The organism is Bacillus sp. sid0103 (assembly GCF_019219025.1).
In genome coordinates this window covers 1-26,276 of the sequence record NZ_JAHUWN010000043.1, presented here as the reverse complement: position 1 = coordinate 26,276, position 26,276 = coordinate 1, and the positions used below count along the sequence as shown (strand labels likewise).

The window sequence follows — 26,276 nt, the reverse complement described above, 5'->3', positions numbered from 1 at the left end:
TATAAATGCACTTGCCAAGGAGAGTGAGAGAATCACACCAAGGTAAGTGCTTTTTTATATTCAGTCAAGAATATTTTAATTCTTGTTAAAAATAATGCACATTTCCTCCCATTCAACATATAGTAACTTCTGTGAGAAATTTTATTGGAAGGAAGAAATCACCATGAACAACCATCATTTAAAAATAACTACAACTAAAAACGAGTATAACAACGGAGGAACCGGATATAAAGTGATTGAAATCAATGTAACCGATCCATCTGAAAATTTATTTGCAGTGGTAGCTCCTATAAAAATGAAATAGTATGGAAGTGTGTACTACTTGTTTCGGGCGCATTTCATAAAGAACGCTGAGCTGATTTTAGCTCTTTTTTATTTAATAAACTGGCAGGATAACGGTATTAAGTTCAAGAATTAATGAAGATGGAAATGTTGAAAAGAGGTAGTAAAAATATGGGATGACTTTTTGTTTTCCTTGTTCTAATATAGAATAAAAAGTCGTTCTCAGTAATGTATATTGTTTAGTCATTTAGATAGTTAAAATGAAGTGGGTATGATTATTAAGGAGGGAAGTGCAAAACGATGGATTTCGAAAAGGTTATGCAGGAACTGGAAGCGCTCGGTAAGGAGCGAATGAAAAAGATGTACATAAGCAATGGTGCACACGAGCCGGTTTTTGGCGTGGCTACAGGCGCAATGAAGCCGCTCGCAAAGAAAATCAAGAAGAATCAGCCTTTGGCCGAGCAGCTTTACGCCACCGGGAACTATGATGCCATGTATTTTGCCGGCATCATTGCGGACCCAATGGCAATGACTGAGGCAGATTTTGATCGTTGGATCGATGCGGCGTATTTTTATATGCTTTCCGAATACGTGGTGGCAGTAACTTTGGCGGAAGCCGATATTGCGCAAGTTGTTGCCGATAAGTGGATCGCAAGCGGTGAAGAACTTAGAATGTCAGCAGGCTGGAGCTGTTACTGCTGGCTTTTAGGTAACCGTAAGGACAGTGAATTTAGCGAAAGCAAGATTGCCAGTATGCTTGATCAGGTGAAAAATACGATTCACGATTCTCCTGATCGAACAAAATCCGCGATGAATAATTTTCTCTACACAGTCGCGATTTCATATGTGCCGCTCCATGATAAGGCGGTTGAAACTGCAAAGGCAGTAGGCCCAGTTGAAATCAGACGAGGCACGAAAAAAAGCAGTACCTTGCTTGCTTCCGAAAATATTCAAAAGGAAGTCGATAGAGGGAAGCTTGGTTTTAAACGCAAATATGTAAGATGTTAGCATGTTTTGTAGTGTAACTAAACATGAACGAGGCTCCATACATCATTCGAAGGTTAACGAAGGGGCTCACTGAAGCAAACGACGCTTCCTATCAATTTGATTATCAGTTCGGCTACGCTTCTGTTGTTAATGAAGAAAATATCACCAAATTAGTTGATAATACCCTCGTAGAAACCTTTGGTGAAAGTAATCGGGTGATATCCCAAGCAATCATGGGTGGAGAGGATTTCTCGGCATTTTCAGAGGCAGCACCAGGTTGCTTTGTGTTATTGGGGGCAGGAAATGATAGATTAGAAGAAAATTTCCGTCATCATCACCCTAAATTTGATGTTAAAGAAGAATCATTGATTCTTGGTGTTAATGATTATGTTCAAACTGCATTAACATTTTTGAATGAAAAATAAATCACTTCATTTTTCCATGAAGTGGATTATAGAAGGTGAGAAGGAAGCGCAGGCACGGTATTAATCCTGTCCGCTAACTCCTCACTTTTTTTATTTAACCTGATATGAGATTCCTTAATAAATCGGAACTTTCACAGCGACAATGGTACCCCATCCAAGCTTACTCCGAATCGTAATTCCATAATTTTCTCCATAGGTTAATTAAAATCGTTTATTTGTATTATAAAGACAAGTGGACCAAGAACAGAACCCAAAGCAGCTTCAGCGACAGCACCGACACCAGTTCCTACCGCTTCGCCAGCATCATTATCGACACGGTTACGTTCGTTTTTATCAGCCACTCAACTCACTCCTTATTCAGAATAGGCAAGTGCTTGCCAGCACAATACCGTTACATATTTTGCTCTATAAGGACAGATTTACGCGAATGTTAAATCTGTCCTTAAAACTTTGCAATTTCCACTATCCTTCACGTTGTACAATAAGAAAAGCTGCCATAATGACAGCCATCTTAAACAAACGCACCCATTACTTTAAGTAGAATGTTTCACAATCTTTCTAAATTACCTATTTCGGAAAGGAGCGAGATTTCTGAACATTTAACATTCTAAGGGATGACTGGGAATTTGAGTTGTAAAATAGTTTGGAAGGCCAAGCTATTTTTGTATGATTCAACAAAAATGCCAAATAATAAATGAAAGCATGGTTTTATTAATTGAGGTGATATAATGCCAATCCTCGAAGTTGATGAAAGTAGCCTTTATTACTCTGTTAAAGGAAAAGGGATTCCTATCATTTTTATTCATCCGCCTGTTCTAACTTCCACAAACTTCATATATCAGGCAGAAGAACTATCCAATCATTTCCAAATCATCACCTTTGATATACGTGGACATGGAAGGAGTCCTTTTTCAATCAAACCCGTTACTTATCCACTCATCGTAGAGGATATAAAAAAGCTAATGAACCATCTGAACATTAAACAAGCCTTTTTATGTGGCTATTCAGCAGGGGCATCTATCCTATTGGAATTTTTGTTATCAACATCAACGGGGCGTATTTTAGGTGGAATCATTATTAGTGGGATGTCTGAGGTAAATGACTGGCGTCTAAAAAACAGAATACTTCTTGCTAAAAACCTTTTAAAGATTGGGGCATTGCCTGCTTTGGCTTGGTCAATATCAAAAAGCAATTCAGATACAGAAGAGTTATTCGAGAAGATTTTACTAGAAGCTAAAAAGGGAGATGCAAGGAACATCTTGCAATACTATGATTACAGTTTGGACTATAACAGTTCGAATCAACTTGAAAAAATCAATATGCCTATTTCCCTCATATATGGCGAAAAGGATAAACCATTTTTTCGTTATGCACAACAATTACATAGTAAACTCCCTCAAAACGAAATAACCTTTGTTGAAGGCATTAAACATCAGCTACCAACAAAAGCAGCAGGTGAATTGAATAAAGTTATTTATCAATTTATTGAGAAACATTCTAGCAAACGGGGTGAATAAGCTTGGATGTCAAACTATTTCGTTTAATAAATTTACTTTCCGGACGTTATTTGGTTATCGATAAATTAATGATACTTATTTCCAACAAGATCAAATTTGTTTTCTTTTTTATTTTAGTGATTCAACTTTTTAGAAAAAGGAAAGTATTTATTGAAGCAGTAGTGTCTATTGTGATTACATTATTCATGCATTATATAACTAAGTTATTTTATTTTAAGCCACGTCCATTTATAGACAGGAGAGTACGTATACTTACCCCTTCTAAATCCGATTCTTCCTTTCCAAGTAAGCATACTTTACTAACTTTTGCCGTTTCAACAATATTTCTCTTTTATCAACGCACCGTTGGATCTATTCTGTTAGGGTTCTCGGTTTTAACGGGATTGTCACGAATTTGGGTAGGACACCATTATCCCTCTGATATTGCAGGAAGTGCAGTTTTAGGTTCTTTTACAAGTTCGATCATTCATAAATTATTAATAATTTCAAAAAGAAAATAGAGCGACATCATTATCTATATGGGTATCAATATTATCCATATTGTCACCATCCGTATGGACATTACCCCTATGAATCTTCATAGTAATAATATTAAAGTATTTTTTATTAAATGGGATGTTCGTACTTAACGATCAGTGAGGTAGTGACATGACAGAGCAAAAGAGCTGAAGAAAGGATCTTCAGCTCTTAATCATTTTTTATATAAAAACCACAAGAAGGAGTTTAGCAGAAAAGATAATGACTCAAATGTATTATGGGATTACCGTATCTATTCTACTGTAAACATCCAACTTACTCCATATTTGTCCTTCACAGAACCATGCAGCTTGGCAAAGAATGTTGGTTGAAGATCCATAAGAATGGTTCCACCATCTTCGAGCACATTCCATGCATTTTTAGCACGCTCTTCAGAGTCAAGTTCGACACTGATGACTACCTTCTCACTATTTGGAAAGTCCCGATTTCCATCCGAACCCATAATAATACCCGAATCTGTTAATTTCAATTGTGCACATGCAACACAAGGTTTTTATCGCTTTCAGGAACAGGAAAATTAGGATTTGCCGGCATCTCACCGTATCTTTGCATTAAAATCATTTCTCCATCAAATGCTTTTTGATACCATTTAAAAGCCTCTTCGCATTCTCTGTTAAACATTAAATAGGGTTTAATCATTATACTTTCTCCTTTGTCATTAAATTAGATAAGCCATGGTTCTTAATTAACAGCAACAGTGGTCATATTTTATATTATACACGAACATTTGTTCTTATTCAATCTATTAAATAAGTTTCATTCTCAGCTTCCTATTACACTTTAATCAAGCTGAATAAAGAGGTAGTAATATTCGCTTTTATAGAGTGGGGGAGAATTTCCCTAGTTGGAGTAATTGCCCAACCACTATTCTGTATCCTTGCACTTACCTTACACACAGTGATTTGTGTTGTTATGTTTGAGAAGGACCCCGGGCAGACGTGCGTTGAAAAGATTAAGGGCCCCAAAATATAAATGGACAGTCACCTAGAAAGAATACAGCCAAATATAATAATAGGAAAACTAAGATTAAGTTAGGGAGGAGTATACATTGAATATAGATCCATATAGGCAGATTCCCTACTACGGACACTATTTTCCCATAAATCCACATAGACAATACCGTGAGAGTGAAATTGAGGCTAAATATCAAGAACTTTTAAGAAGGGGGTTTAAGGGGCCTCCAATTACAGCTGAGAGCACTGCTCGAGACGGAGTTGGGCGATATAGGCATTATCGCGAACCGAATGGTCGAGAGTGGTCTATTTATTGGCACCCTGAATCTGGGGCAAAAGAGGTTCATGGTCCTATTCGGGATAAGTGGGTCAGTCTTGGCCGTGAAGGTTTTGGCTATCCAATCACGGATGAATTTGTTACAAATGATGGAACTGGACGGTTCAACTTTTTTTAAAGCTGTACATGAACAGGGGAAGCCACTAAAGTCAATCTTCTGGTCATTGAGAACGGGTGCCCATCCTATAACTGGACCAATACTGGCCAAGTGGGCAGAATTTGGCTTTGAAAGCAAGCTTGGTTTTCCAATGGAAGACGAAAAAGCTCGACCTGGTGGCGGGCGAATTCAACTGTTCCAACATGGTTCAATCATTTGGACTCCCCAGATAGGTGCATCTGTTGAGGGGCTTCCACCGTCATAAACGAATCCTGTTAACCGAGTATTGTTGTAAGCTTCAGTACTTACAGCAAAATGGATTATAGGAAAAATATGATGAATGGTGCCTAACAAATTTAAAAGCACTAATTCAAAACAAATTAAAGCGAATGTTACTTTCCGTTTATTTGGACGGTAACCTTCGCTTTAATAGTTTATTACCTATTGAACATTATTAGAAACAACGATTTAGTAAAATCAGTCTTCTTATTCAACAATTGTGATAATTGGAGGATTATTTAGGTATTTAAATAAATCTATTCCATCCGCCTTAGCATCTTTGGCCTCAGGGCTGGACAATGCTTGATTTAGTGTATCCATGCTTTCAAATTCAAGTTCCGTGATTAAGTAAAAGTTTAAGCTTGTATTTTGCGTCTGAATGACTCGTCGAATCGATTCACTTTTTATATGGGGAATCTTTCTTCCCAGAGGAACATGTACATCAAAGTAATGTTTCTCAAATCCTTCTTTGTCCTTTGGTTGTTCATAAAGAATGATAATTTTAGCCAATAGACAAAACCTCCTCATTGTCAATCATTCTATATTATTCAACCGTATTTTAAGCTATTCCATTGGAACAGGAAATGATAGGTTAGAAGAAAATTTCCCTCAGGGGGAAGACAAATTAATATTGGAGAAAATTTTCTAAGAATGGATCCAGATCATCACTACCTAGACATGTTTCACAAATTATTAAAACGGTCATTTGTTCTTGATTAATAACATCTTTTTTATCACCACAAATGGTACAAACATGTTCCATTTTAATCACTCCTTTTTTCTCATATTCATATTTTTCCCATAATGTCCTCTATAACTCCTATTAAAAAAAATAGAAATAAATTAAATCCAAATTTTGAGAGTCGATCGGAATAATAGAAATAAAGTGAACGAAGAAGTAAATAGTGAATGTAAGCGTTTTATTGTAGAAAAAATGAATTTATTCATCTTTTATCAACCTTTTTAAGCCTTTACAATTGATTTTCATGGGAGTATTATCAAGCACATAGGAAAAAATTTTATATTGCCTAGTCCCCAAAAGGGAACGGAGGACCCATTTTTTTGGGGTTAATTCTACTATTTGTAGAAGGGATGTGATACTCTTTCGCCATCCTACCCGTCAGCTAACTTCGTCGGCTAAAGCGAAGGAGGTCAAAAGACCACCTATGAAGGTGCTTTTTTTGTGCTCTTTTTACAAGAAAAGCTCACTTTCGATTTCGGAGGTCTTTTTGTTTTGGAAAAAATAGGAAAAGGAGGACACAATTAAAGTGGAATAGTGTATTTCTTGGTTCTCCTATTTGATTTTAGGAAAGCCTACATACAGCAGTACGAGCACTTTTGATGTCTTATTATTATTATTTAGATGATAAGGAGTATGTAAAATGAATGATCCAAGGCATTGGGTTGAAATAATATTATTTATTATAGCCGTATCCCTAATTTGGGTGGCATTTACCAACTTTGCAGGCTTAAAACGAGTTTTAATTGGTCGACGCATGCGAACCGCTGAACTATTAGGACAACACACAAAAATTGTATGGTTCATCGCTTTACCGATCCTTGCTGCTGACCTTTATTCTTCCGTGTCTTATGGCCCAGAAGCGGGGATGATTGAACTTGCCAGGTTTGGAGAAGAAGGAAAATGGTTAATCATCCCCATAACTATTGCTACCATTACTCTTTTAGCTATTTTAATCTCTTCGTACATTATGGGGATTTTAGCTTATCCTAGTGGAGGCGGAGCATACGCGATTGCGAAAGATAATTTCAAGGCTAAATGGGTTTCGCTAATAGCTTCCAGTTCCCTGCTAGTTGATTATATACTGACCGTTGCAGTGTCTGTATCAGCAGCCTTAGAAGCCGTTTCCTCCGCTTATCCTGCGGCCGAACCTTTCCGAACGGAATTAGGGATTACGATTATATTTTTGCTTTTGATTATGAACTTGCGTGGTGTGGCTGAGTCAGCAAAAATATTTGCATGGCCTACCATTGGATTTATGTTATGTATGCTCTTATTAATCTTTACTGGTGTATTTGATGGATTAAAACATGGATTTGTCCAGGAGTCTACCCCTCCATTTGGTACGGTGCCTGAAGGATTAGGCATATTGCTGATCCTAAAAGCATTTAGTTCAGCTTGTTCGGCATTAACAGGAATTGAAACGATTTCAAATGCGGTTCCTGTTTTTAGGGATCCTCAACAAAAAGGAGCCATAAAAGCCTATATCACTTTAGGAGCAATTACTGGCTTTACTCTTATAGGTTTTGCATATCTGTTATATATCAAAGGGATTTCACCTTCACCTGAAAACACGATGTTGTCCCAGTTGGCAGAAATGTATGTTGGTCATGGAATTTTGTATCAGATAATTATCTGGTTCACATTTATTGTATTAATATTGGCAGCAAATTCAACTTTTACAGGTTTTGCACAATTATCTGCGATTGTCGCAGCTGATGGTTTCTTACCCCGTGTCCTAACAAACCGAGGGGATCGCTTAGCCTATTCAAACGGTATTATTGCACTAGCAGCGGCTGCAAGCGTATTAATCTTAGCCTTTCATTCAGAAACCCATGCTTTGATTCCGCTTTATGCAATCGGTGTATTTCTGTCCTTCTCAATTGCACAATTCGGTTTGGTCCGCCGATGGTTAAGAGTAAAGGGTTCACGTTGGCAAATTAAATTAGGTGTGAATATTGTTGGGTTGATTGTGACTTCTATCGTTACGGTAATTGTTGCTGTCACCAAGTTCACAGGTGGAGCCTGGCTTGTCTTAGTGGTTTTGCCATTAATCGTTTTCATGTCGCTAGCTATACGTCGCCACTACAATTATGTGGCAGAAGATCTGTATATAGACATTGATAAAGAGTTTCCAGAAATGCGAGAAGTTACAACGATTGTACTTGTTTCAGGAGTCCACCGGGTAGTTAATAATACACTATCTTTTGCAAAAAGTTTGGGCGGTAATATGATTGCTGTTTACGTGGGATTTGATGATGAATCAATTGTTAAAATGGAGGAAAAGTGGGAAAAATGGGGTTCTCCATGTAGACTAGTTGTCCTTCGAAGTAAATATCGTTCAGTGTTGGAACCACTTAATCGCTTTATGAAAATAGTAGAAGAAAAGAAAGGTGAAGGGCACATCCATTTGATTATTCCACAGTTTATACCAAAAAAATGGTGGCATAATCTGTTGCATAATCAAACTGCCCTTCAATTGCGGATTTGGTTTCTCCGCCATAAGGATGTAGTGATCACGACTGTACCGTATCAGCTAAAAAAGTAACAAAGGCAAATGAAAACTATAGTTCTCTTAAAGCGAGGCATTACCATAAAAGGTATGCCTCCTTCTTTTTCACTAACAGGTGCTTAAATTCAACAATGTATGGCTGTTTCGACAGCCATTTTCTTATTTCACTAACGGGAGATTAGTTTAAGTATATTTCTTCACAATGTAATAGGAAAAGGATAATCGGCTTTTTTCTCTTATTGGGTTTTAAAACAATATGCAGTTTCTTAGTAAAATGGATACTAAACTCAATATGATCTACGTAATGGAAATCCCTATTTTATCGTTTTTATGAATATCTTCCGTTCCGGCATCCAATGCAGTCTTGTAATATCTGCATTTATGTTCGATGACTTCCATTGTTTTTTTTAGTTCTTCTATTTGTGCTTCTACAATAGCTTTTCGTTCCATAAACATGTCATATCTTTGTTGCAGCGTGGAATCCCCATCAGAACACCAATCAAAGAAATTTTTAATTTCCTTAATAGGCATCCCTGTGGATTTCAGACATTCAATTACTTTTAGAGCGCCAATATCGGATTCTTTAAAACGCCGCGTTCCGTTAGATGTCCGTTCTACAAAAGGCATAAGTCCCTCCTTATCGTAGTAACGCAAGGTATATACTGTAAGATTCAATTCTTTTGCAACTTCGCTGATCGTGTATGTCTTCATCATTTATCTCCTATTCTTAATGATTTAGACTTCGAGTTAACTCTATGAATGAAAGAAATTTATCATGTTGTATGCTAAATGTCAAATGTTATTTAACATACAAGGGAAGTAGAATTAAAAATAGAGTTTTTTTGAAATAAGGTATTGACCTAGAGTTAACTCTAGGGATTAGTATTGTTTTGTAAGAGAAGTTAAGTAGGGTAGAAATGAAAGAGAGGGAATTTGAACCTGAGTTATGCATTTATACCCGGCACAAGCGATCCTATTGAAAAAATATAAATTATTGGAGGTTTTATTAATGATAACTGCTAAAGCACGAGCTGTAGACGGTCCAGACAAACCGTTTCGAGCTGCTGAAATTAAAAGACGAGACCTTGATTTGCATGATGTTTTGATTGAAATTAAATATGCAGGCATATGCCATTCTGACATCCATACTGCTCATGGCGAATGGGGTCCCGTGAACTATCCACTCGTGCCTGGCCATGAGATTGCCGGAATTGTCACCGATGTAGGAGCAGAGGTCACAAAGTACAAGGTCGGTGACCGGGTAGGGGTTGGATGTATGGTTGACTCCTGTGGCGAATGTGAGAATTGCCGTAAAGGAGAAGAACAATACTGTCTCAAAGGAAATGTCCCTACCTACGCTGGTGTTGACAAATACGGTGAGCCTACTCAAGGTGGCTATTCAACCCACATTGTCGTAACGGAGGACTTCGTAGTGAGAATTCCTGATAGCATTGAGCTTGACGTCGCAGCCCCATTACTTTGCGCAGGTATTACGACCTATTCGCCATTAAACCATTGGGGGGCTGGTCCAGGTAAGAAAGTAGCAGTTGTTGGTATGGGCGGTCTTGGTCATATGGCTGTCAAAATTGCACATGCCATGGGTGCTGAGGTTACCGTTCTGTCACAATCATTGAATAAAAAAGACGATGGTTTGCAATTTGGCGCAGACAACTACTTTGCCACAAGTGACCCGGAAACATTCCAGAAACTTGCTAGAACCTTTGACTTAATTATTAACACGGTTAGTGCAAGGATCGATATGGATGCTTATTTCTCACTGCTTACTCTGGATGGAACACTAGTAAACGTGGGTGCGCCAGCAGAGCCATTGTCAGTAAATGTGTTTTCTCTTATCGGTCATCGCCGTTCATTTGCAGGTTCAATGATTGGTGGCATCCGAGAGACTCAGGAGATGTTGAACTTCTGTGCAGAACACAACATTGTTCCTAAGATTGAAGTCATTTCAGCTGACCAAATTGATGAAGCTTACGAACGCGTATTAGCTTCAGATGTGAAATATCGATTCGTGATTGACATCAGCACAATGTGAGTTGCGTGAATGATAAATTCTAATGGTATTTAGAGGGTGTCCAAAAAGCTTGGCTTTTTGGACACCCTTTTATATATGTTGCTTCAACGTGAATTAAGCCCAAGTTAAAATCAGCACAACTCTTATTTTTTGAAAATCGATATTATTGACCTAATGATTAATAATCCATTGGGTAGTTGGTCCATTGATCATTCTATATTAAATTTTTTAATTGACTACTCATCTATACAGCTTGCGGAAGTAGTAAGAATGGGAGTGAAAACATTGGTAATGTTACTTCAAATAAAAATTCAAGTGGTGAACAAATAGTTAAAATCGATGAGCAGGACAAACAGAATAGTAAGGATTCACCAATTGATAATGGAGGTTTAGTTACTATGGAAGATGTTAAAGTCAAATTGGCATTTAATAACGAGGAAGTAATGGTGAATATGTATGATCATTCAGCGAGTAGAGATTTTTTAGCTCAATTGCCGTTAACAGTAACATTAGAAGATTATGTAGGTAAAGAAAAAATTAGCGTTTTACAAAAAAGATTATCGGTAGATAATGTGAAATCCGAAAACCAACCAAAAAAAGGAGACTTTGCTTATTATTCTCCTTGGGGAAATTTGGCTATTTTTTATAAAGGTTTTGAGGATGCCACAAATGATCTTATTATACTAGGTAAGATTGAATCTGGAAAAGAAAACTTTGAAAAAGTCAATTAAAGGAAGAGGTTTGGAGAACTATTTTGCAAAAACAAAATAATTTACTCATATTTATATTAACCATTGGAGTCTTCGGCATCTTGAATACAGAAATGGGGGTTATTGGGATATTGCCTTCCATTGCTGATCACTTTCAAGTCAGTATAGCAAAAGCAGGATGGCTGGTGAGTTTTTTTGCCCTTGTTGTTGCAGTATCTGGTCCAACGATGCCTTTATTATTTTCAGGGATCAATCGTAAGAAGGTCATGTTACTTGTACTAGGTGTTTTTGTATCGGGGAACATCGTATCTATTTTTACAACCAACTTTACCATTCTATTAATGGCTCGGATCATTCCAGCCTTTTTTCATCCCATTTACTGTTCATTGGCATTTACAGTAGCGGCTGCCTCAGTAAGTAAAGAGGAAGCTCCAAAAGCTGTTTCCAAAGTATTTATAGGAGTATCTGCCGGTATGGTAGTCGGTGTACCAATCGCAAGTTTTATTGCTAGTGTAACTTCTTTACAAATGGCGATGGTGTTCTTTGCTATTGTAAATATGTTAGCATTTGTTGCTACCTTACTATTTGTACCCTCTATGCCAGTTAAGGAAAGACTTTCTTACGGAGCACAAGTATCGGTATTAAAAAAATCTATTACTTGGCTTTCAATTGTGTCTGTCATTTTATTAAACTCAGCCGTATTTGGAGTTTATAGTTATCTTGCAGATTATCTGAAAACTGTTACGAATATGTCTTCCAATACCATCAGTCTAATATTATTCGTATACGGCGGAGCCAATATTATTGGAACCATTCTCGCAGGGAGGTTACTTACTAAAAATGCGATCAAATCTGTAGTGACATTTCCTTTTGCATTGGGAGTTGTTTACATCCTATTATTCTTTTTTGGACAATTTACCGTACTAATGGCGATCATTACTTTAATTTGGGGGATTTTAGCTGGAATAGGGGGCAATCTTAACCAATATTGGATTACGTCTTCAGCTCCCGAAGCTCCTGATTTCGCAAATGGCTTATTTTTAACATCTGCTAATTTAGGAACAACATTTGGCGCTGCTGTAGGAGGGTTAATTATTTCGGATATGGGCATACAATACGTCGTATTGGTGGGATTCCTATCATTGATATTAAGTTTGGTAACTATTTTACTAAGAAACTACATGTTTACCCCTACACAACAACTTTCAAAATAAGAATTATCACTATTAGGATTTTTAGATAACACTCAATCTGAGAACGAGAAATGGAGGATTTAAAATGTCAAAAGATATAAAAGTTGCACTTGTCACCGGTGGGAATCGAGGTATTGGATATGAGCTGGTTAAACAATTGGCTTTGAAAGGTTTTAAGGTCATTTTGGCAAGTCGTGAGCCAGAAACGGGTCATGAAGTTGTGCAAAAACTTAAGGAATCAAATCTGGATGTTTCGTTTGTGGTGATGGATGTAGATAATCAAGAAAGCATCCATCAAGCTGCCATTACTGTAAATGAGCGTTATGGTAGATTAGACGTATTGATTAATAATGCTGGCGTGTATCTAGAGGAGAATAAAAAATTAGTGGCAATGGACCCTTCCATTCTGGAGAGAACAATGACAACCAATTTCTTCGGCGCTTTCCATGTGATCCGTTCCTTTATTCCCCTCATGGAAAAACAAGGCTATGGGAGAATCATTAATGTTTCTTCAGAATATGGGGCGATGAGCGAAATGTCATATCAAGGAGTAGGCGCTTATAAGTTGTCTAAATTTTCCTTAAATGGATTGACACGATTGGTTGCTGCAGAAATCAATGGAGATATTAAAATAAATGCAGTCGATCCAGGATGGGTAAGCTCAGATATGGGTGGACCATCGGCTCCAAGAACACCAAAGCAAGCAGCTGAGTCTATCCTTTGGTTAGCAACTATTGGACCTGAAGGACCTAATGGAGAATTCTTCAGAGATGGAAAACGAATCGATTGGTAAGCATTAGTAGTAGGTCAAGAAATTCCTTTCTGGTAGAAATCGAAAGGAGCGGAAGAAAAGTGATGAAAAAACAGTTTAACATCGTTGCTGTGACGGAAATTGCTCATCCAGCAAGCTTGATTGTAATCCAAGGTACTCCTATGGGCCCGTTTTTTATATAAAAAACGGGCTCTATTATATTTGGGGAATGAAAATATAATAGAGGAGGTAAGTTTTATATCTATATTAGATTACATTTTCTTCATCCATGGTTATTCCATTTTTATGAAATGCATTAATCGCTATACGAAATCTCCTGGTTGTGTCGTTTGATTTTGCATTCAATGCATCGCATTTACAGAAATGGGTGAAGGAGTATGGCAAAACGAACAATTAAAAATTGTAGGGTATTAAAGCCCCTTTAGTAAAATTAATAGGCAGCCCTTAATGTAATTATTATTCTATTATTAGCTATTTGTTTAGGTTTACTGTTGTCCCAGATAGAGGTTTCTAATACTATCGTTGTAGTCATAATAGGAGTCATAAGTTATGTAACGGGTACTACGAAGGAAAGATTAGATAAGGTAAGCAAAAGCCGTGAATGATCAGGTTCTATCTATTAAATTAGGTTACCATTAAGAGAGGTTACCTCAAAATCCCAAAATTTAATTACTGAAACACAATTGTAGAGGGAATAGAAAAGGTGAAACACTAGTAGGTGCTCACCCTTGTCCTCCGTAAAGGTAACCTTTTCCCCTTATACAAGAGGCTTTTCAATTAAAGTAGCAAATTCAAGCTCATGGACATGTCCATCATCTAGGGTAGTGATTCCTTTGACAAAGTGTACATGCTTACCATTGCCAACTGGGATAGCAGGACCTGTTTGTATTCCTACCTCATGATGATGATCTAAAAAGTCGGTATTAGTTAATATTACATGTACATGACTATCACCCTTTGGAATTACTTCACTTGTAACCCCTGCAAAACGATGATTATGTCTGTCCTCTCCTTCTTCAGCTAATTTGGTACTTGCCAAAAATTCATGAACATGTGTTTGTTCTGATTCTTCAGAATTTGTTTGATTGTTAGACTGCGCATCTTTTTGAGATCGATTTCTTTCATAATTTTCTCTTCCCCTTTGAACTTTACTCATAAAATGGAACCCCCTTTTAAATTAGAATACTGTTTATAATATTAGTAATGGTAAGGTTTTATGAAAAAAAGATTTTAAGACCTGTATTTACGGGGGATACAATAAATTGTGTAGTGAAAATTGAAAAATACGAAAGGCAAGAAAATAATAGAACAGCTATCATTGCATCCTTTTTATGTGAAAATCAGAATGAAAAGGAAGTAATAAAAGGGGATTTTTCAGGTATAATACTTTAAATTCTTTATAATTTCTTCAACAAACGGAGGCTAGAGTTAAACAAGTTAAGGCTGCTTCGGCAGCCTTTTCCTTCTTCAACAAACGGGGCATGTTAGTGGAATAAGAAAGATTGTGAAATATTGTACTAAACTATCGGGTGCTAGAGTTGAAGCATGGACCAGGCACCAAGTTATTTACTAGGTGCCCTGGAGGATAATCATACGGTGGAACTTTAATCCTGCCTCTTTTTTAATTTATGATCTCCATTGTTTTTGGTAATTTTATATGATATAGTTTCAACATTACTTATTAAAGATGTTTAATAAGTTTTTTTGTTAGACACTTATTAAAGTTCTTTAATAAGTTAATTTTAATAGGTGGTGACGCTTGTGAATGCTACTCCAAAATCGATGAGGAAGGTAATCCTTCGCGGAATTCGTAAATCTCTTTTAGAACTTGGAAGTGCTACAAAAGTTGATCTTAGCGATAAATTAGGAATTAGTTTTCCTACAATAAGTAAATTCTTGGCACAGATGGAAAAGGACGGTGAGCTTATTTCAGTTGGTCTTGATGATTCGAGTGGTGGAAGAAGGGCAAAAAGATATACATACAATCCGGAGTATATGTTAGGGTTGGCAATCTTTTTAGAGAGAACAGAGACAAATTATATTGTCTTTAACTGTTTAGGAGAAGTGAAGGATGTTGGAAAAACCTCAAGTGCATTAATCGATGATGATTTGAAATTATTAACCGAGTGTATTGAAGAGATAAAAGAGAAATATCCAAAAATTAGTTCTGTATCCATTGGTGTACCTGGTTCCGTTGATAATGGACGGATTATTTATATACCAGGGTATGAGTATCTTCAAAACTTTGATTTGAAGGGATACTTGGAAAATCGTTTCTCCATACCTGTTGTAATAGAGAACGATATGAATGCGGCAGTGCTTGGATATCACGATAGTAAGGGAAATAGGAAAAATAATTCTCTTATTTATTTATATTCAGGTCAAAATGGTCCAGGTGCTGGAATCATGGTAAATGGAGTTGTGGTGCGAGGAAGCACTAATTTTTCAGGAGAGGTTTCATTCGTTCCACAGTATGATGACCGAAATTTTGGTCAGGCTTTGGAAAATGGTAACCGGTCTAAAAAAGCAATGATATGTGAGGAATATGAGATCGATGCCATTAGCAGGTTAGTAGCTTCATTTGTAGCTACCATTAACCCTTACACAATTATTTTTTGCGATGATGAACTCAACCAGTTTATCATAGACCAAATTGTAAAACGAAGCTCAATGTATATACCCGTAGAACATCTTCCAGAGCTTATCATGAGTGATTGGAAACAAGACTATCTATTTGGATTACAAAGTCTTGGCCTTGATCTCATGATCACCGGAATAAGCAGCTAAGACATAACAATGCCGATATTAAAAAAATTGTAAGGAGGGGTTATACATGGCTACATTCTTTTTACTAATTATCTACTTGGCTTTTATCAGCTTGGGATTACCGGATTCATTGTTGGGAGTGTCTTGGGCTATGATGCAAACGGAGTTTGGAGCACCGCTTGATACTGCTGGATTGCTTTTTATGACAATCGCAGGAGGAACAATCATTTCCAGTTTTGCTAGCGGAACTGTGCTTAAACGCTTCGGAACTGGAATTGTGACATTTTTCAGTTGTTTAATGACAGCTGGAGCATTATTAGGTTTTCATTTTGCTCCTTCGCTTGTTTGGTTATTTATTTGTGCCATACCACTAGGATTAGGTGCAGGGGCAGTTGATGCGGGATTAAACAATTATGTGGCTACACATTACAAAGCACAACACATGAGTTGGCTTCATTGTTTTTGGGGAGTTGGGGCTACACTTGGTCCTGTCATTATGGCTCAGTTTATTTCAGGGCAACATTCTTGGAGAAATGGGTATCTTACCATCGCGGGTCTGCAGTTTGTATTAGTTGTCATTCTTTTCTTCACTTTGCCTTTATGGAATAAGGTTGGAGGAAACAGCAATGTTCACGAAACTAAAGAGCCAGTAAACACAAATAGTGCATGGAATGGATCTGATGCTGAAAATCAAAAACCCTTGCAAATTAGGGGAGTAAAACTAGCTTTGATATCTTTCTTGTTTTATTGCGGCGCAGAAGCAACTATGGGACTTTGGGGAAGTAGTTTTCTAGTAAATGTTAAAGAATTATCCGTAGATGCAGCCGCAAAATGGGTTTCCTTGTATTACGCAGGAATAACCATCGGAAGATTTATAACAGGCTTTATTACTTTAAAAATAAGTAACCGCAATCTCATTCGAATAGGTCAAATTACAGCATTAGCAGGTACGACACTTTTCTTTTTACCAATGCCATCGATATTCGCACTTATAGGTTTTATCATGATTGGTTTAGGATTAGCACCTATTTTCCCATGTATGTTACATGAAACACCAATACGATTTGGAAAGAAACATTCTCAAACCATTATGGGGTATCAAATGGCTGTTGCTTATACCGGTAGTACATTCCTGCCTCCGCTTCTTGGTTTCATTGCAGCACACTCAACAATAGGAATCTTCCCGTTTGTTATTGCAGGTTTTGTTGCAATACTGCTTTGGGGTTCTGAAAAACTAAATGCGATATTGAATAGAAACGAACCATTAAGAGTAAAAAATAACAACTCCACAGTGATTTAATGGGGGGTATAGATTTAATCACCCGTAAGAATTTTTAAAAAGGTAAAAATATAACCTCATTTGAGGAGTGACAGTGAGATGAAAATAGAGCATGTGGCAATCTGGGTCAAAGATTTAGAAGCTATGAAGACATTTTATATTACGTACTTTAATGGGTATGCAAACTCAAAGTATCATAATAAAGATAAGAAATTTGAATCTTATTTTCTAACGTTTGACGGGGGTGCACGTTTAGAGATTATGTGTAAGTCAGGTATCGATAAGCCGGATCAGGACGATAGGATTGGCTGGGCTCATATTGCAATTGCCATGGGAAGCCGGGAGTCCGTTAATCAGTTGACAGCTCGCCTACAGAATGATGGTTACCGCCTAGTTAATGGTCCTCGTGTCACTGGAGACGGATACTATGAGAGTGTGATAGAAGACCCAGAAGGCAATCTCTTAGAATTAACTGTGTAAATATCGAGTAAACACTGGTTTGTTATTTAAATGGTCTATAAAAATCAACTAAAAGTGGAAAATACGCTAACATAGATAAACTTCTTGAACAAATTCCAGGTGTTGAACAAATGTTAGCTATTAAGGGAATAGGGAAAGACACCGTTGCAGGCTTTTTATCAGAGGTAGGAGACCTAAGTTACTATTTCCAAATAACGAGTTATCCACCAGTCTATTCTTCAAACCTGTGTTTGGCGGCCAGAAACCATGGCCCGTATTCCCAGTGGCCCATCGGGTTTGCACCAGAAAGAGCGTACGGATTTTGATTTGGTATATAAACATGCGGGAACCATAAATTCCCTGTCCTCCTCACTTCACTGGATTCCAGGTAGGATTAGTAGCAAGCCTTAATAAGGATTAATTGTAAAAGGAGCTCTCCGCTTTATGTGGCAGATGCTCCTTTTTTTATTAATGTGACAGGTAAGCTATTATGGTATTATTTATTATAAAAGTTATTTTAGAAGAACAGGTGGCGAACATAATGGGGAAGAACAAAATTTTAGCAATATTTGAGAAAGAATTAGTGATTGCCCTTGGCTGCACGGAGCCGGTTGCAATTGCTTTGGCTGCAGCGACGGCTAAAAGCTATGTAACGGGACAAATAGAAGAGATTAACGTAAAAGCGAGCGGAAATATTATTAAAAATGCCATGTCTGTCGGGATTCCAGGGATGACCGCCAAAGGTCTTGATTTCGCTGCTGCACTTGGAGCATTGTCTGGAGATCCAAATCAACAGTTAAAAGTTTTAAACGGGCTTACAATAGAGGATGAGCGAATGGCGATTAAACTCATTGAAGAAGGTAAAGTAACAGCAGGTCAGGCAGATACAACGAAAAGACTATATATTGAAGTGATTGTACGAACAGATAAGCAGTATTCGAGAGCGATAATTTCTGATAATCATACGAATATCACCTTAATCGAAGTGGATGGAAAAGCTGTGTACCGTGGTGGATGTGAAAATATTGGGATTCAAACAGATGAAGAGGAATTAGAAGCGCTTACGATAAATGAAGTCTATGAATGGGTTCTTCAAGCAGACCTTACTGACTTAGCTCTAGTAAAAAGGAGCATAGAGTTAAATAGAATGATTGGAATGGAAGGCCTTTCCGGAAATTATGGACTCAATGTCGGCAAAACAATTAAGGAAAATGTGAAAAAAGGAATCTTATCCGATGATTTAGCGACTTCGGCCATGTCTCTTGCAGCCGCTGGTTCAGATGCCAGAATGGCTGGTTCAATACTCCCGGTAATGGCGAATACAGGGAGTGGCAATCAGGGCATTGCTGTAACACTACCGGTTGTAGCAGCGGCAGAGAAGCTACAAGTATCTGAGGAAAAGATGATTCGAGCGGTTGCTCTTAGCCATCTCATAACCATTCATATTAAATCTAAATTTGGTCGCCTTTCTGCTTTATGCGGTGTAACCGCTGCAGGAATGGGGGCAAGTGGTGCAATTGTTTATTTACTTGAGGGTGGTCTTCAGCAAATTAAGGCAGCGATACAAAACACTATCGGCAATGTTTCTGGTATGATTTGTGACGGGGCCAAGGCTGGATGTGCCATGAAAGTCTCAACTTGTTCGAATGTCGCTGTTCAATCAGCACTGCTTGCACTAAACCATCAAGAAATCCAATCGACTGATGGCTTTATCCATGATGATGTTGAAAAGAGTATTGAAAGCTTTTGTAAACTAGGAAATGAAGGAACACGGCAAACAGATGAACTCATTTTAAAATTAATGCTGGAAAAATAATATATTAAACATAATTATCTTTTAAAAGTCGGCAGCATTGCCGACTTAGATATTTTTCCACCTCCAATCATTTTTTACTTCCCGCAAACAAGGAATTAATAATAAAAAAAGCGTTAAAAATGAATGCGTTTATAAATTTATAAAATAATAAAATAATCAAAAAATATTCAAGCGACTACTTTTACAGTGTTACCCTAATAAATAATTTAAAATGAATCGATGATGAGAAGAGTAGGGTTAGTTCCTTGTCCCAACGGTCAGGAGGTAACGAAAAAGAGCCTAATTTCTCATATGTAAAAGAGGAATTGGGCTTTTTATAGAATTACATTTAAAAAGGAACCACATTTAGCGATTCCCAAGAATTTTATTTATTTGCTACATTTATGATACTAAGCGAATTGTTAAGTGCAGATTTACAATAATTGACATCGGCATTTGACTTACGAACTGCTGCTAATACAACGTCAATCGTTCCATCGATTTTAACCCAAGTTGTGCCATCTATTTTCCTAAGTTTAGGCTCCGATGTGTCCCAATTATGTTCCAACTCGTCTGCCTCTTTTTTCACCAAAGTAAAGTCCTTTGAGTTTACTTTGTTTAGCATATCACTTTCGATTTTAACAAAATCTGTTAATTGTCCAGATAATGTAGTTTGTGCAGAATCGGTTTGCGCTTCTATACTATTGTTGCGCCAAACATAACTGCCTACACTGACAGCTAAGAAAATACAAATTACCGTAATGGTTTGTTTCAAAACATTTTTCTTACTTTCATTTGTTTGGTTTGTTTCTGCTCTTTCACTTTTTGAATTTATATCAATTTTTGTAACAGCAAGAAAAATGATGATTGCAAAAATAGCTAAAAGAAAAATCACACTAGTTACTGTTGTCCCCAAACCTAATCCGCCATTATTTTTTGGTTGAGATAGGTAATCTCCTAATGATGCTCCGAGTGGACGAGTCAGAATATACGCTATCCAGAAAGCCAAAATTCCATCAAGTTTCAAAAATTTCCAGGCTAAAAATACACAAGCTATTATTACAACGACTATAATTCCTGTGTTTAGATAACCAAAACCCAGTTGTTCGGAATATAAATCTCCGACTGCTGTACCAAGTGCAAATGTGAAAAGAATGGTAAGCCAATAGAAAACTTCTCTTTTTCTGCTATGAATCGAGTGGATCGAGAGTGTTTTTTCACTAAGATACCAAAAAAGAAAAGTTAATCCTAGCAACATGGAGAAAACTACGGTACTAAGCTCAAGAGGTACTCCCATACTGTCTGTTAAATTATCAGTTACCAACGTACCAAATACACTAATAAGTACAACCGTTAGCCAATAAATGCCTGGAACATATTTCGTTGTTCTGAATTGTAGATACAGTACAATGAAAAACGCGATTCCCATAATTCCAGTAGTCAGAGTTAAACCAAGTCCAAGGTTGAAATTGATGAAATCAGCAAATGTTTCACCAACAGTTGTGCATAAAACTTTGATGATCCAGAAGAAAATAGTAACTTGTGGTACCTTGTTAAGTAAAATTTTCAAATTACTTTGGTTTTCTTGCATACAAATTTTCCTTTCTTTACAGTGAATTCCCATCCAAATTCATGTTTATTATTAGGGGAAGTCTGGAGCTGTTCCCCCACAGTCGTTTCCAAAATCTTGATGATCCAATGAAAAATAGGGTGTCCTTAAAAGAACTCATCTCCTTTTTGGAAGTAGTTATTCTTTCAAAGCAATTTCCATCTCTTTTTTTCATTTGAGACGATGCTGTCTCTACTATATAAGAAATTTAGGAGCTAGTTATTAAAAATTGATTAAAATTGACTAAAGTGTCCATTAAGTATAGGCGGGCATTTTTTTATTGAGCTAACGAGGCAGCATTCCTGTAATGAGTGAAAATGAGGTTTGAACAAAAAAATAACCTCTTGGTAGAATAAGAGTGTCTTAAAGCTGGCCAGCGAAAAAGGACAACAACTCAAATACCAGGAGGCTTTAAAAAGAATTATAACCAAAATAAGAAGATTGCTCAAATCACTTCTCAAACTCTTATTATAGGAGTCGACATTGCTAAATTCAAGCATGTGGCACGTGCCCAGGATTTTAGAGGAAAGGAGTTCGGATCGCCTTGTTATTTTGAAAACACAAAAGAGGGGTTCGGGCATTTTCTTACATGGATTTCTGAACTGAAGAGAGAACAAGCCATGGAAAAAGTGATGGTTGGAATGGAACCAACTGGCCACTATTGGTTCAACCTCGCACATATTCTGAAAGAAAATGAGATTAAGTTTGTAGTAGTCAATCCCTTGCATGTAAAGAAAAGCAAGGAACTCGATGATAATTCACCAACTAAAAATGATGTAAAGGACGCCAAAGTAATAGCTCAGCTGGTCAAAGACGGAAGATACGCCGAACCAACTATCCCACAAGGAGTTTATGCCGAGCTCCGAGTGGCAAAGAAAATTCGAGATCTTCTAACTGATGACCTCCAAACCGCCCAAGGGCAGGTTCACAACTGGATTGATCGGTACTTTCCAGAATTTCTAACGGTCTTTAAGAAGTGGGAAGGCAAGGCAGCATTACAATTTTTAAAACTAAATGCTCTACCGCATGAAATAATAAAATTATCTGAACAAGAACTGCTTACCTACCTAAGAAAAGCCGTTACTCGGAGTGTAGGACTTAGTAAGATTCGAGAGTTAAAGCAAGTAGCCAGTAAGTCCATCGGACTTCGGCAAGGCTCTGATATGGCTAAACTAGAGCTGAAAACGTTACTAGATAAATATGAATTAATCCAACTTAAATTCGAAGAACTAGATTCAAAAATAGAGAGTTTACTTGATGAAATACCAGGTGTACCACAAATGTTGGCCATTAAAGGTGTTGGAAGAGATACGGTTGCCGGTTTCTTTGCGGAAGTAGGTGACCTCAATGGATTATACTCATCCAAGGCAAATCATTAAGCTGGCTGGCTTAAGTTTAAAAGAAAATACATCTGGTAAGCACAAGGGGAAAACGACGAACACAAAGAGGGGCCGGAAAAAACTGAGGGCTTTGTTGTTCAGGGTGTGTATGATTCTTGTTGCCAAAAATTCAGCTTTTAAAGCATTACATGTGTACTATACTCAACGTTCTGATAATCCATTAAAGAAGATGCAATCCCTTATTGCTTTATGTAATAAACTGATCCATATTTTCTTTAGCATAGGTAAAAAGCAATTTGAATTTAGTGAAGAAAAGATGTTAAAGGATATTCCTCATTTGTCAGTATCAAAAAAGGTAGAAATGGCCGCTTAATTCTGTTTTAGATTAGATTAAATAGTAGTAACATTATAGATTTGGGTACATTTGAAGCGCGGATTAGTCGGCAAAGCAACTAAATTACGGGCAAAGGACCCTGTGGGGCAGCATGGCTGACATCCACCTCATGGAAAGGTTGGACGAAGGAATTTGAGAGCGAAGACTCTGTGAGGCATGGGAGGGTTGACCTCCATGAGAAATGTGGACATCCACCAGTGCGATCATATTTTGACTCATCAACCAATTTCTACCAAGTGATTGGTTAGTGGGCTCTAAGTCTTTTTTCTCAAAGGGTCCAGTTTTATCCTTTTCAGTAATGTTCACCCAACTATTAAGTTATTACTGGAAGGTAAAACTACTATGAATATCTAAGAAAAACGGAGAAATCGTGAGATTTTGCATTCTTTATTGAGGGAGTTTAGTTGAACATGGAATAGTGATAACATAAATGTAGTGATAACTATCGAAGTAGGTGAGATGGAAGTGAAGTTTAAATATTATCTTAGTGGAATTGGATGGGCTACTTGTATTGTTGAAGTTAATGGACAGAAATTAGAATTTACAGCAAGTTATTTAACAGATTGTTTATATGATTTTCTAAGGTCACTAATGCTTTTAAACTCTTTTTGTGTACCGAAAGATGAGATAAGAAAAGAAACTGAGTGTGAATGGGAGGGTGAACCAGAGGGAATTATTTGGTCTTTCGAATTAAAAGAAAATAATATACTGAACATAAAAGCCGTGTATTATGAAGATGCATTTAGTAAAGACAAAAATAAAACACTTATAAAAACGGAATACCCTTATGATAATTTTATTATGATTGTGTTAAAAGAAATAGATGCACTAATAAAAAGACACGGAATAATTGGTTACAGAGAAGAGTGGTATGATTTTGATTTTCCTTTAACCACTTTTTTAAAACTAAAACATTATATCATCCATAAACAAAAATATCCTATACAAGAAGTACAAGGAGAATTTGATAAAGAGACAAGAAGTAACTTGAAATATGATTTAGAATTATTGTTGCAAGAAATCAATAACCCTTCTTAAGCTAACGGGTGCAAGAGTTAAAGAATAGGATCGCTGCGGCGGTTCTTTTTCTTGTTCAACTAACGAAGCAGGATAGTTGAAGTAGAAAAATGACTCCTTTATGTCTCTTTTGACCTAAACTACATAACGCTGAGATGAAAAATTGCAAAGGGAGAGAAGACCTGATTACAAATAAGAAATGGGCAACACAAAGTGTCGCCCTAGAATATTATACATTACTCAGATTTCTTTAAATGAAGAGGGGGAGGGATTAACCATCCTTTTTCCTTATTTAACTTTAACATTTTTAAACCAAATTGTGCCTTTGCCAAATGAAACTGTCCATACATCATAGCAATATCTTCTCTGATACATTGTCCCATTATTTGGCTGCAAGCTACTAATGCAGCAGCGACGTCCTTGGAAACAGATGCACTAATCTCTGGATCAGTGAATCTTGCTCCAACAGGGATATCCTCTAAATTTGCGTTTGGACGATCTGGTGGTGCTGGTGGCAAGCCAATACCATTTGTTTTAAGAAGTTCTTGTAATTGGTTGTTTTCGTTTTTCATACCTTCAATTGCTTCTTCAATAAGTTTTTTCAAGTCTTGATCGCCAGTGTGATTAATATAAGACTGATAACCAGCAATTACGCCATTGTTTGCCAATAGGTGAGTCCAAGTTCCAAAAACCTCACCATAATGCATTGGTTCATCCTGAGGATTACCACTTAATATTCCCATGACTACACTCCTTATCATCTTTTGTACATTCATGAAATACTCCTTTAAAGGAAATAGAACACAGGGATTATTATTAAATACTATATTAAAGATTATTCATTTATAAAGTTACTTTTATGAAAGGGGCATTTTATTAGTATTGAGAAAACAAATCATTGCTGAGCAAATGGACTTTAAGGTTCTTTACGATTTATTTTTTCCTCTTACTAGTTCATCCCTATCTGATGCCATTGGAGGCTGTTCTAACCATCCATTCTTAATCATAATGTTTGCTCCATCTTCAGAATATAATTGAACTTCTAAGGATAACCTGTTATACATTGCAACAATATCCCCTCTTGGGCTTAGTGCAATACCTGTCCCATAAAAACCAACACTCAAACCTATCAAAGCAGATGTATAGAACATCATGATTCTATCTGAAAATGTATAGGTTGTACTATTTGTTATCTCTGAGTCCCAACTCATTGGGACAGGGAGTTTACTTTCCTCTAATTTTCCTCCAAATAATTTAATATGTTTATTCCCAATTTCAAGACCTTTGATAAAGAACTGTTTGACCTCCTTATTCTGTGCGACCTGACTAAACCCAGTAAGGGTAGCCACTCCTATAGCATTTCTTTGGAGATTAGCAAATAAGTTATCTACTTCTGCTGCTACTAATGGTCGTTTTTCTCCAAACACATCTAAAATAAACCCTTGCTTTTTTACATACTCAACCTGTTCTAAATTGGGCAAGTTAGGAGACCTTATGAACAATCCTTTTGATAATAATAAATCCTTGGACTTTTGGTATAATTGCATTGTTTCTGTAACACAGTCCATGTAATAGGTTGTAATGTCATGCCTAACAGATGTAGCTACACTAGCTGCATATAATGTAAGACCAACCTTAGCCATTTGGTTTATGAAATTTAATACATAACTGTCAGAATAAAGTCTAGGAGCAGTCAAATCAACATCCTCTTTAATACTAAAACCATGTGGAACTACATTCTTTTCTTCTGTTAATATTGCTGTTAATTTTTGAATATGTGACTTTGATAACTGTAAAGCATATTCAATTATTGGAATAATCTCAGAGTCCTCAGCCTTTTCTAAAAAATAAGTAAGCATACATATACTTGAACTATCATTCATGTATTGAGCCCATAGCTGAGCAACTTCTCCTGCTGTGAGCCTTATCTGTTTCCCTTTGTCCTCCATAGATATGACCTCCAAAAAAATATACTATAAAGTACTTTTTCCATAACAACCCTGTAATATGTAAACGTTCAAAGGTAAATCTATAATGGCGATTGTGAAGGAATATACTTAAAGTAACGGGTGCAATAGTTAAAGAATGGAGATCGCTGCGGCGATCTTTTTGCTTGTTGTACTCCCTCAGTTAGATACGATTATCTCTCGAATACTCACTTATTCGCAGGAATTCAAATCACTTGAATGATCAATAAGCCGTGGAATGAATGAGTAATTAGCATTTTGGCTACATGAAGGCGTACTAA

The 26,276-nt window shown here is 36.9% G+C and carries 28 protein-coding genes, 2 pseudogenes and 1 riboswitch; of the genes and pseudogenes, 20 read left to right on the top strand and 10 right to left on the bottom strand.

Annotated features, from left to right (window positions below; genetic code table 11):
- Positions 1-163 precede the first annotated feature (163 nt).
- The 3 genes from KW850_RS29830 (at position 164) to KW850_RS29820 (ending at position 1,694) form a co-directional block, all read left to right on the top strand.
- Complete coding sequence (locus KW850_RS29830) at positions 164-304, top strand: hypothetical protein (RefSeq protein ID WP_218351310.1); 141 nt, start codon at positions 164-166, stop codon at positions 302-304.
- Positions 305-582: 278 nt separating this feature from the next.
- Positions 583-1,290: a DNA alkylation repair protein gene (locus KW850_RS29825; protein WP_218351309.1), complete on the top strand. Its 708-nt coding sequence runs from the start codon at positions 583-585 to the stop codon at positions 1,288-1,290.
- A gap of 23 nt (positions 1,291-1,313) precedes the next feature.
- On the top strand, positions 1,314-1,694 hold the full coding sequence (locus KW850_RS29820; RefSeq protein WP_218351308.1) for a M20/M25/M40 family metallo-hydrolase: 381 nt from the start codon (positions 1,314-1,316) through the stop codon (positions 1,692-1,694).
- Between the two features lie 197 nt (positions 1,695-1,891).
- Here the strand turns inward: KW850_RS29820 and KW850_RS29815 are convergent, their stop codons facing one another.
- Positions 1,892-2,035, bottom strand: coding sequence for a hypothetical protein (locus KW850_RS29815; RefSeq protein ID WP_218351307.1), 144 nt, complete (start codon positions 2,033-2,035; stop codon positions 1,892-1,894).
- Positions 2,036-2,422: 387 nt separating this feature from the next.
- On the opposite strand from KW850_RS29815, the gene KW850_RS29810 reads away from it, so the two are divergent.
- Positions 2,423-3,211: an alpha/beta fold hydrolase gene (locus KW850_RS29810; protein ID WP_218351306.1), complete on the top strand. Its 789-nt coding sequence runs from the start codon at positions 2,423-2,425 to the stop codon at positions 3,209-3,211.
- Between the two features lie 2 nt (positions 3,212-3,213).
- Positions 3,214-3,711 (top strand): undecaprenyl-diphosphatase, encoded by a 498-nt coding sequence (locus tag KW850_RS29805; RefSeq protein ID WP_218351305.1) that lies wholly within the window; start codon positions 3,214-3,216, stop codon positions 3,709-3,711.
- Between the two features lie 269 nt (positions 3,712-3,980).
- On the opposite strand, the gene KW850_RS29800 is transcribed toward KW850_RS29805, so the two are convergent.
- Entirely contained in the window at positions 3,981-4,217 is a 237-nt protein-coding gene (locus tag KW850_RS29800; protein ID WP_218351304.1) for a VOC family protein, read from the bottom strand.
- Positions 4,214-4,387: a VOC family protein gene (locus KW850_RS29795; protein WP_218351303.1), complete on the bottom strand. Its 174-nt coding sequence runs from the start codon at positions 4,385-4,387 to the stop codon at positions 4,214-4,216. Before KW850_RS29795 ends, KW850_RS29800 begins: the two co-directional genes overlap by 4 nt.
- A 409-nt stretch (positions 4,388-4,796) precedes the next feature.
- Here KW850_RS29795 and KW850_RS29790 point away from each other — a divergent pair, with 409 nt between their 5' ends.
- A complete protein-coding gene (locus KW850_RS29790) occupies positions 4,797-5,156 on the top strand; it encodes an LGFP repeat-containing protein (RefSeq protein ID WP_218351302.1) in 360 nt (119 codons plus the stop codon).
- Entirely contained in the window at positions 5,125-5,400 is a 276-nt protein-coding gene (locus KW850_RS29785; protein WP_218351301.1) for an LGFP repeat-containing protein, read from the top strand. Before KW850_RS29790 ends, KW850_RS29785 begins: the two co-directional genes overlap by 32 nt.
- Before the next feature lie 221 nt (positions 5,401-5,621).
- On the opposite strand, the gene KW850_RS29780 is transcribed toward KW850_RS29785, so the two are convergent.
- Positions 5,622-5,924: an EthD family reductase gene (locus KW850_RS29780; protein ID WP_218351300.1), complete on the bottom strand. Its 303-nt coding sequence runs from the start codon at positions 5,922-5,924 to the stop codon at positions 5,622-5,624.
- Positions 5,925-6,039: 115 nt separating this feature from the next.
- Positions 6,040-6,177, bottom strand: a complete 138-nt coding sequence (locus KW850_RS29775) for a hypothetical protein (protein ID WP_218351299.1) — start codon at positions 6,175-6,177, stop codon at positions 6,040-6,042.
- Positions 6,178-6,429: 252 nt separating this feature from the next.
- Positions 6,430-6,568, top strand: a riboswitch (cyclic di-AMP (ydaO/yuaA leader).
- A gap of 228 nt (positions 6,569-6,796) precedes the next feature.
- On the opposite strand from KW850_RS29775, the gene KW850_RS29770 reads away from it, so the two are divergent.
- Entirely contained in the window at positions 6,797-8,701 is a 1,905-nt protein-coding gene (locus KW850_RS29770; protein WP_218351298.1) for an APC family permease, read from the top strand.
- A 261-nt stretch (positions 8,702-8,962) separates the two neighbouring features.
- Here the strand turns inward: KW850_RS29770 and KW850_RS29765 are convergent, their stop codons facing one another.
- Positions 8,963-9,376 (bottom strand): MerR family transcriptional regulator, encoded by a 414-nt coding sequence (locus KW850_RS29765; protein WP_218351297.1) that lies wholly within the window; start codon positions 9,374-9,376, stop codon positions 8,963-8,965.
- A gap of 298 nt (positions 9,377-9,674) precedes the next feature.
- On the opposite strand from KW850_RS29765, the gene KW850_RS29760 reads away from it, so the two are divergent.
- The 4 genes from KW850_RS29760 to KW850_RS29745 all read left to right on the top strand — a co-directional run bounded on the left by KW850_RS29760 (position 9,675) and on the right by KW850_RS29745 (position 13,390).
- Complete coding sequence (locus KW850_RS29760) at positions 9,675-10,715, top strand: NAD(P)-dependent alcohol dehydrogenase (protein WP_218351296.1); 1,041 nt, start codon at positions 9,675-9,677, stop codon at positions 10,713-10,715.
- Positions 10,716-11,092: 377 nt separating this feature from the next.
- Positions 11,093-11,425 (top strand): cyclophilin-like fold protein, encoded by a 333-nt coding sequence (locus KW850_RS29755; RefSeq protein WP_218351295.1) that lies wholly within the window; start codon positions 11,093-11,095, stop codon positions 11,423-11,425.
- 23 nt (positions 11,426-11,448) lie between these two features.
- A complete protein-coding gene (locus tag KW850_RS29750) occupies positions 11,449-12,618 on the top strand; it encodes an MFS transporter (RefSeq protein WP_218351294.1) in 1,170 nt (389 codons plus the stop codon).
- Between the two features lie 64 nt (positions 12,619-12,682).
- The gene (locus tag KW850_RS29745) at positions 12,683-13,390 is read left to right on the top strand and encodes an SDR family oxidoreductase (protein WP_218351293.1); all 708 of its coding nucleotides are present in this window, start codon (positions 12,683-12,685) and stop codon (positions 13,388-13,390) included.
- Positions 13,391-14,126: 736 nt separating this feature from the next.
- Here KW850_RS29745 and KW850_RS29740 read toward each other — a convergent pair.
- Positions 14,127-14,525 carry a YmaF family protein gene (locus KW850_RS29740; RefSeq protein ID WP_218351292.1) on the bottom strand — a complete coding sequence of 133 codons (399 nt, stop codon included), beginning with the start codon at positions 14,523-14,525 and terminating at the stop codon, positions 14,127-14,129.
- Positions 14,526-14,596: 71 nt separating this feature from the next.
- Between KW850_RS29740 and KW850_RS33665 the strand changes: the two are divergent.
- From KW850_RS33665 to KW850_RS29715, 6 genes and pseudogenes are all read left to right on the top strand, one after another.
- A pseudogene (locus KW850_RS33665) lies at positions 14,597-14,761 on the top strand (hotdog family protein); the annotation flags it as partial.
- A 390-nt stretch (positions 14,762-15,151) separates the two neighbouring features.
- Positions 15,152-16,156 carry an ROK family transcriptional regulator gene (locus tag KW850_RS29735; RefSeq protein WP_218351329.1) on the top strand — a complete coding sequence of 335 codons (1,005 nt, stop codon included), beginning with the start codon at positions 15,152-15,154 and terminating at the stop codon, positions 16,154-16,156.
- 46 nt (positions 16,157-16,202) lie between these two features.
- Positions 16,203-17,435, top strand: coding sequence for an MFS transporter (locus KW850_RS29730; RefSeq protein ID WP_218351291.1), 1,233 nt, complete (start codon positions 16,203-16,205; stop codon positions 17,433-17,435).
- 78 nt (positions 17,436-17,513) lie between these two features.
- A complete protein-coding gene (locus tag KW850_RS29725; RefSeq protein WP_218351290.1) occupies positions 17,514-17,894 on the top strand; it encodes a VOC family protein in 381 nt (126 codons plus the stop codon).
- A 110-nt stretch (positions 17,895-18,004) separates the two neighbouring features.
- Positions 18,005-18,199, top strand: a complete 195-nt coding sequence (locus KW850_RS29720) for a hypothetical protein (protein ID WP_218351289.1) — start codon at positions 18,005-18,007, stop codon at positions 18,197-18,199.
- 215 nt (positions 18,200-18,414) lie between these two features.
- Positions 18,415-19,689 (top strand): L-cysteine desulfidase family protein, encoded by a 1,275-nt coding sequence (locus KW850_RS29715; RefSeq protein ID WP_218351288.1) that lies wholly within the window; start codon positions 18,415-18,417, stop codon positions 19,687-19,689.
- Between the two features lie 364 nt (positions 19,690-20,053).
- Here KW850_RS29715 and KW850_RS29710 read toward each other — a convergent pair whose 3' ends face one another.
- Entirely contained in the window at positions 20,054-21,259 is a 1,206-nt protein-coding gene (locus KW850_RS29710; protein WP_218351287.1) for a COG4705 family protein, read from the bottom strand.
- A 416-nt stretch (positions 21,260-21,675) separates the two neighbouring features.
- On the opposite strand from KW850_RS29710, the pseudogene KW850_RS29705 reads away from it, so the two are divergent.
- A pseudogene (locus KW850_RS29705) lies at positions 21,676-22,990 on the top strand (IS110 family RNA-guided transposase).
- A gap of 480 nt (positions 22,991-23,470) precedes the next feature.
- Positions 23,471-24,049, top strand: coding sequence for a hypothetical protein (locus KW850_RS29700; protein WP_256358535.1), 579 nt, complete (start codon positions 23,471-23,473; stop codon positions 24,047-24,049).
- 215 nt (positions 24,050-24,264) lie between these two features.
- Here KW850_RS29700 and KW850_RS29695 read toward each other — a convergent pair whose 3' ends face one another.
- Together KW850_RS29695 and KW850_RS29690 are read right to left on the bottom strand one after the other, a co-directional pair.
- On the bottom strand, positions 24,265-24,771 hold the full coding sequence (locus tag KW850_RS29695) for a DUF3231 family protein (RefSeq protein ID WP_218351327.1): 507 nt from the start codon (positions 24,769-24,771) through the stop codon (positions 24,265-24,267).
- A gap of 183 nt (positions 24,772-24,954) precedes the next feature.
- Positions 24,955-25,977 carry a DUF3231 family protein gene (locus tag KW850_RS29690; protein ID WP_218351286.1) on the bottom strand — a complete coding sequence of 341 codons (1,023 nt, stop codon included), beginning with the start codon at positions 25,975-25,977 and terminating at the stop codon, positions 24,955-24,957.
- Positions 25,978-26,276: the final 299 nt, after the last annotated feature.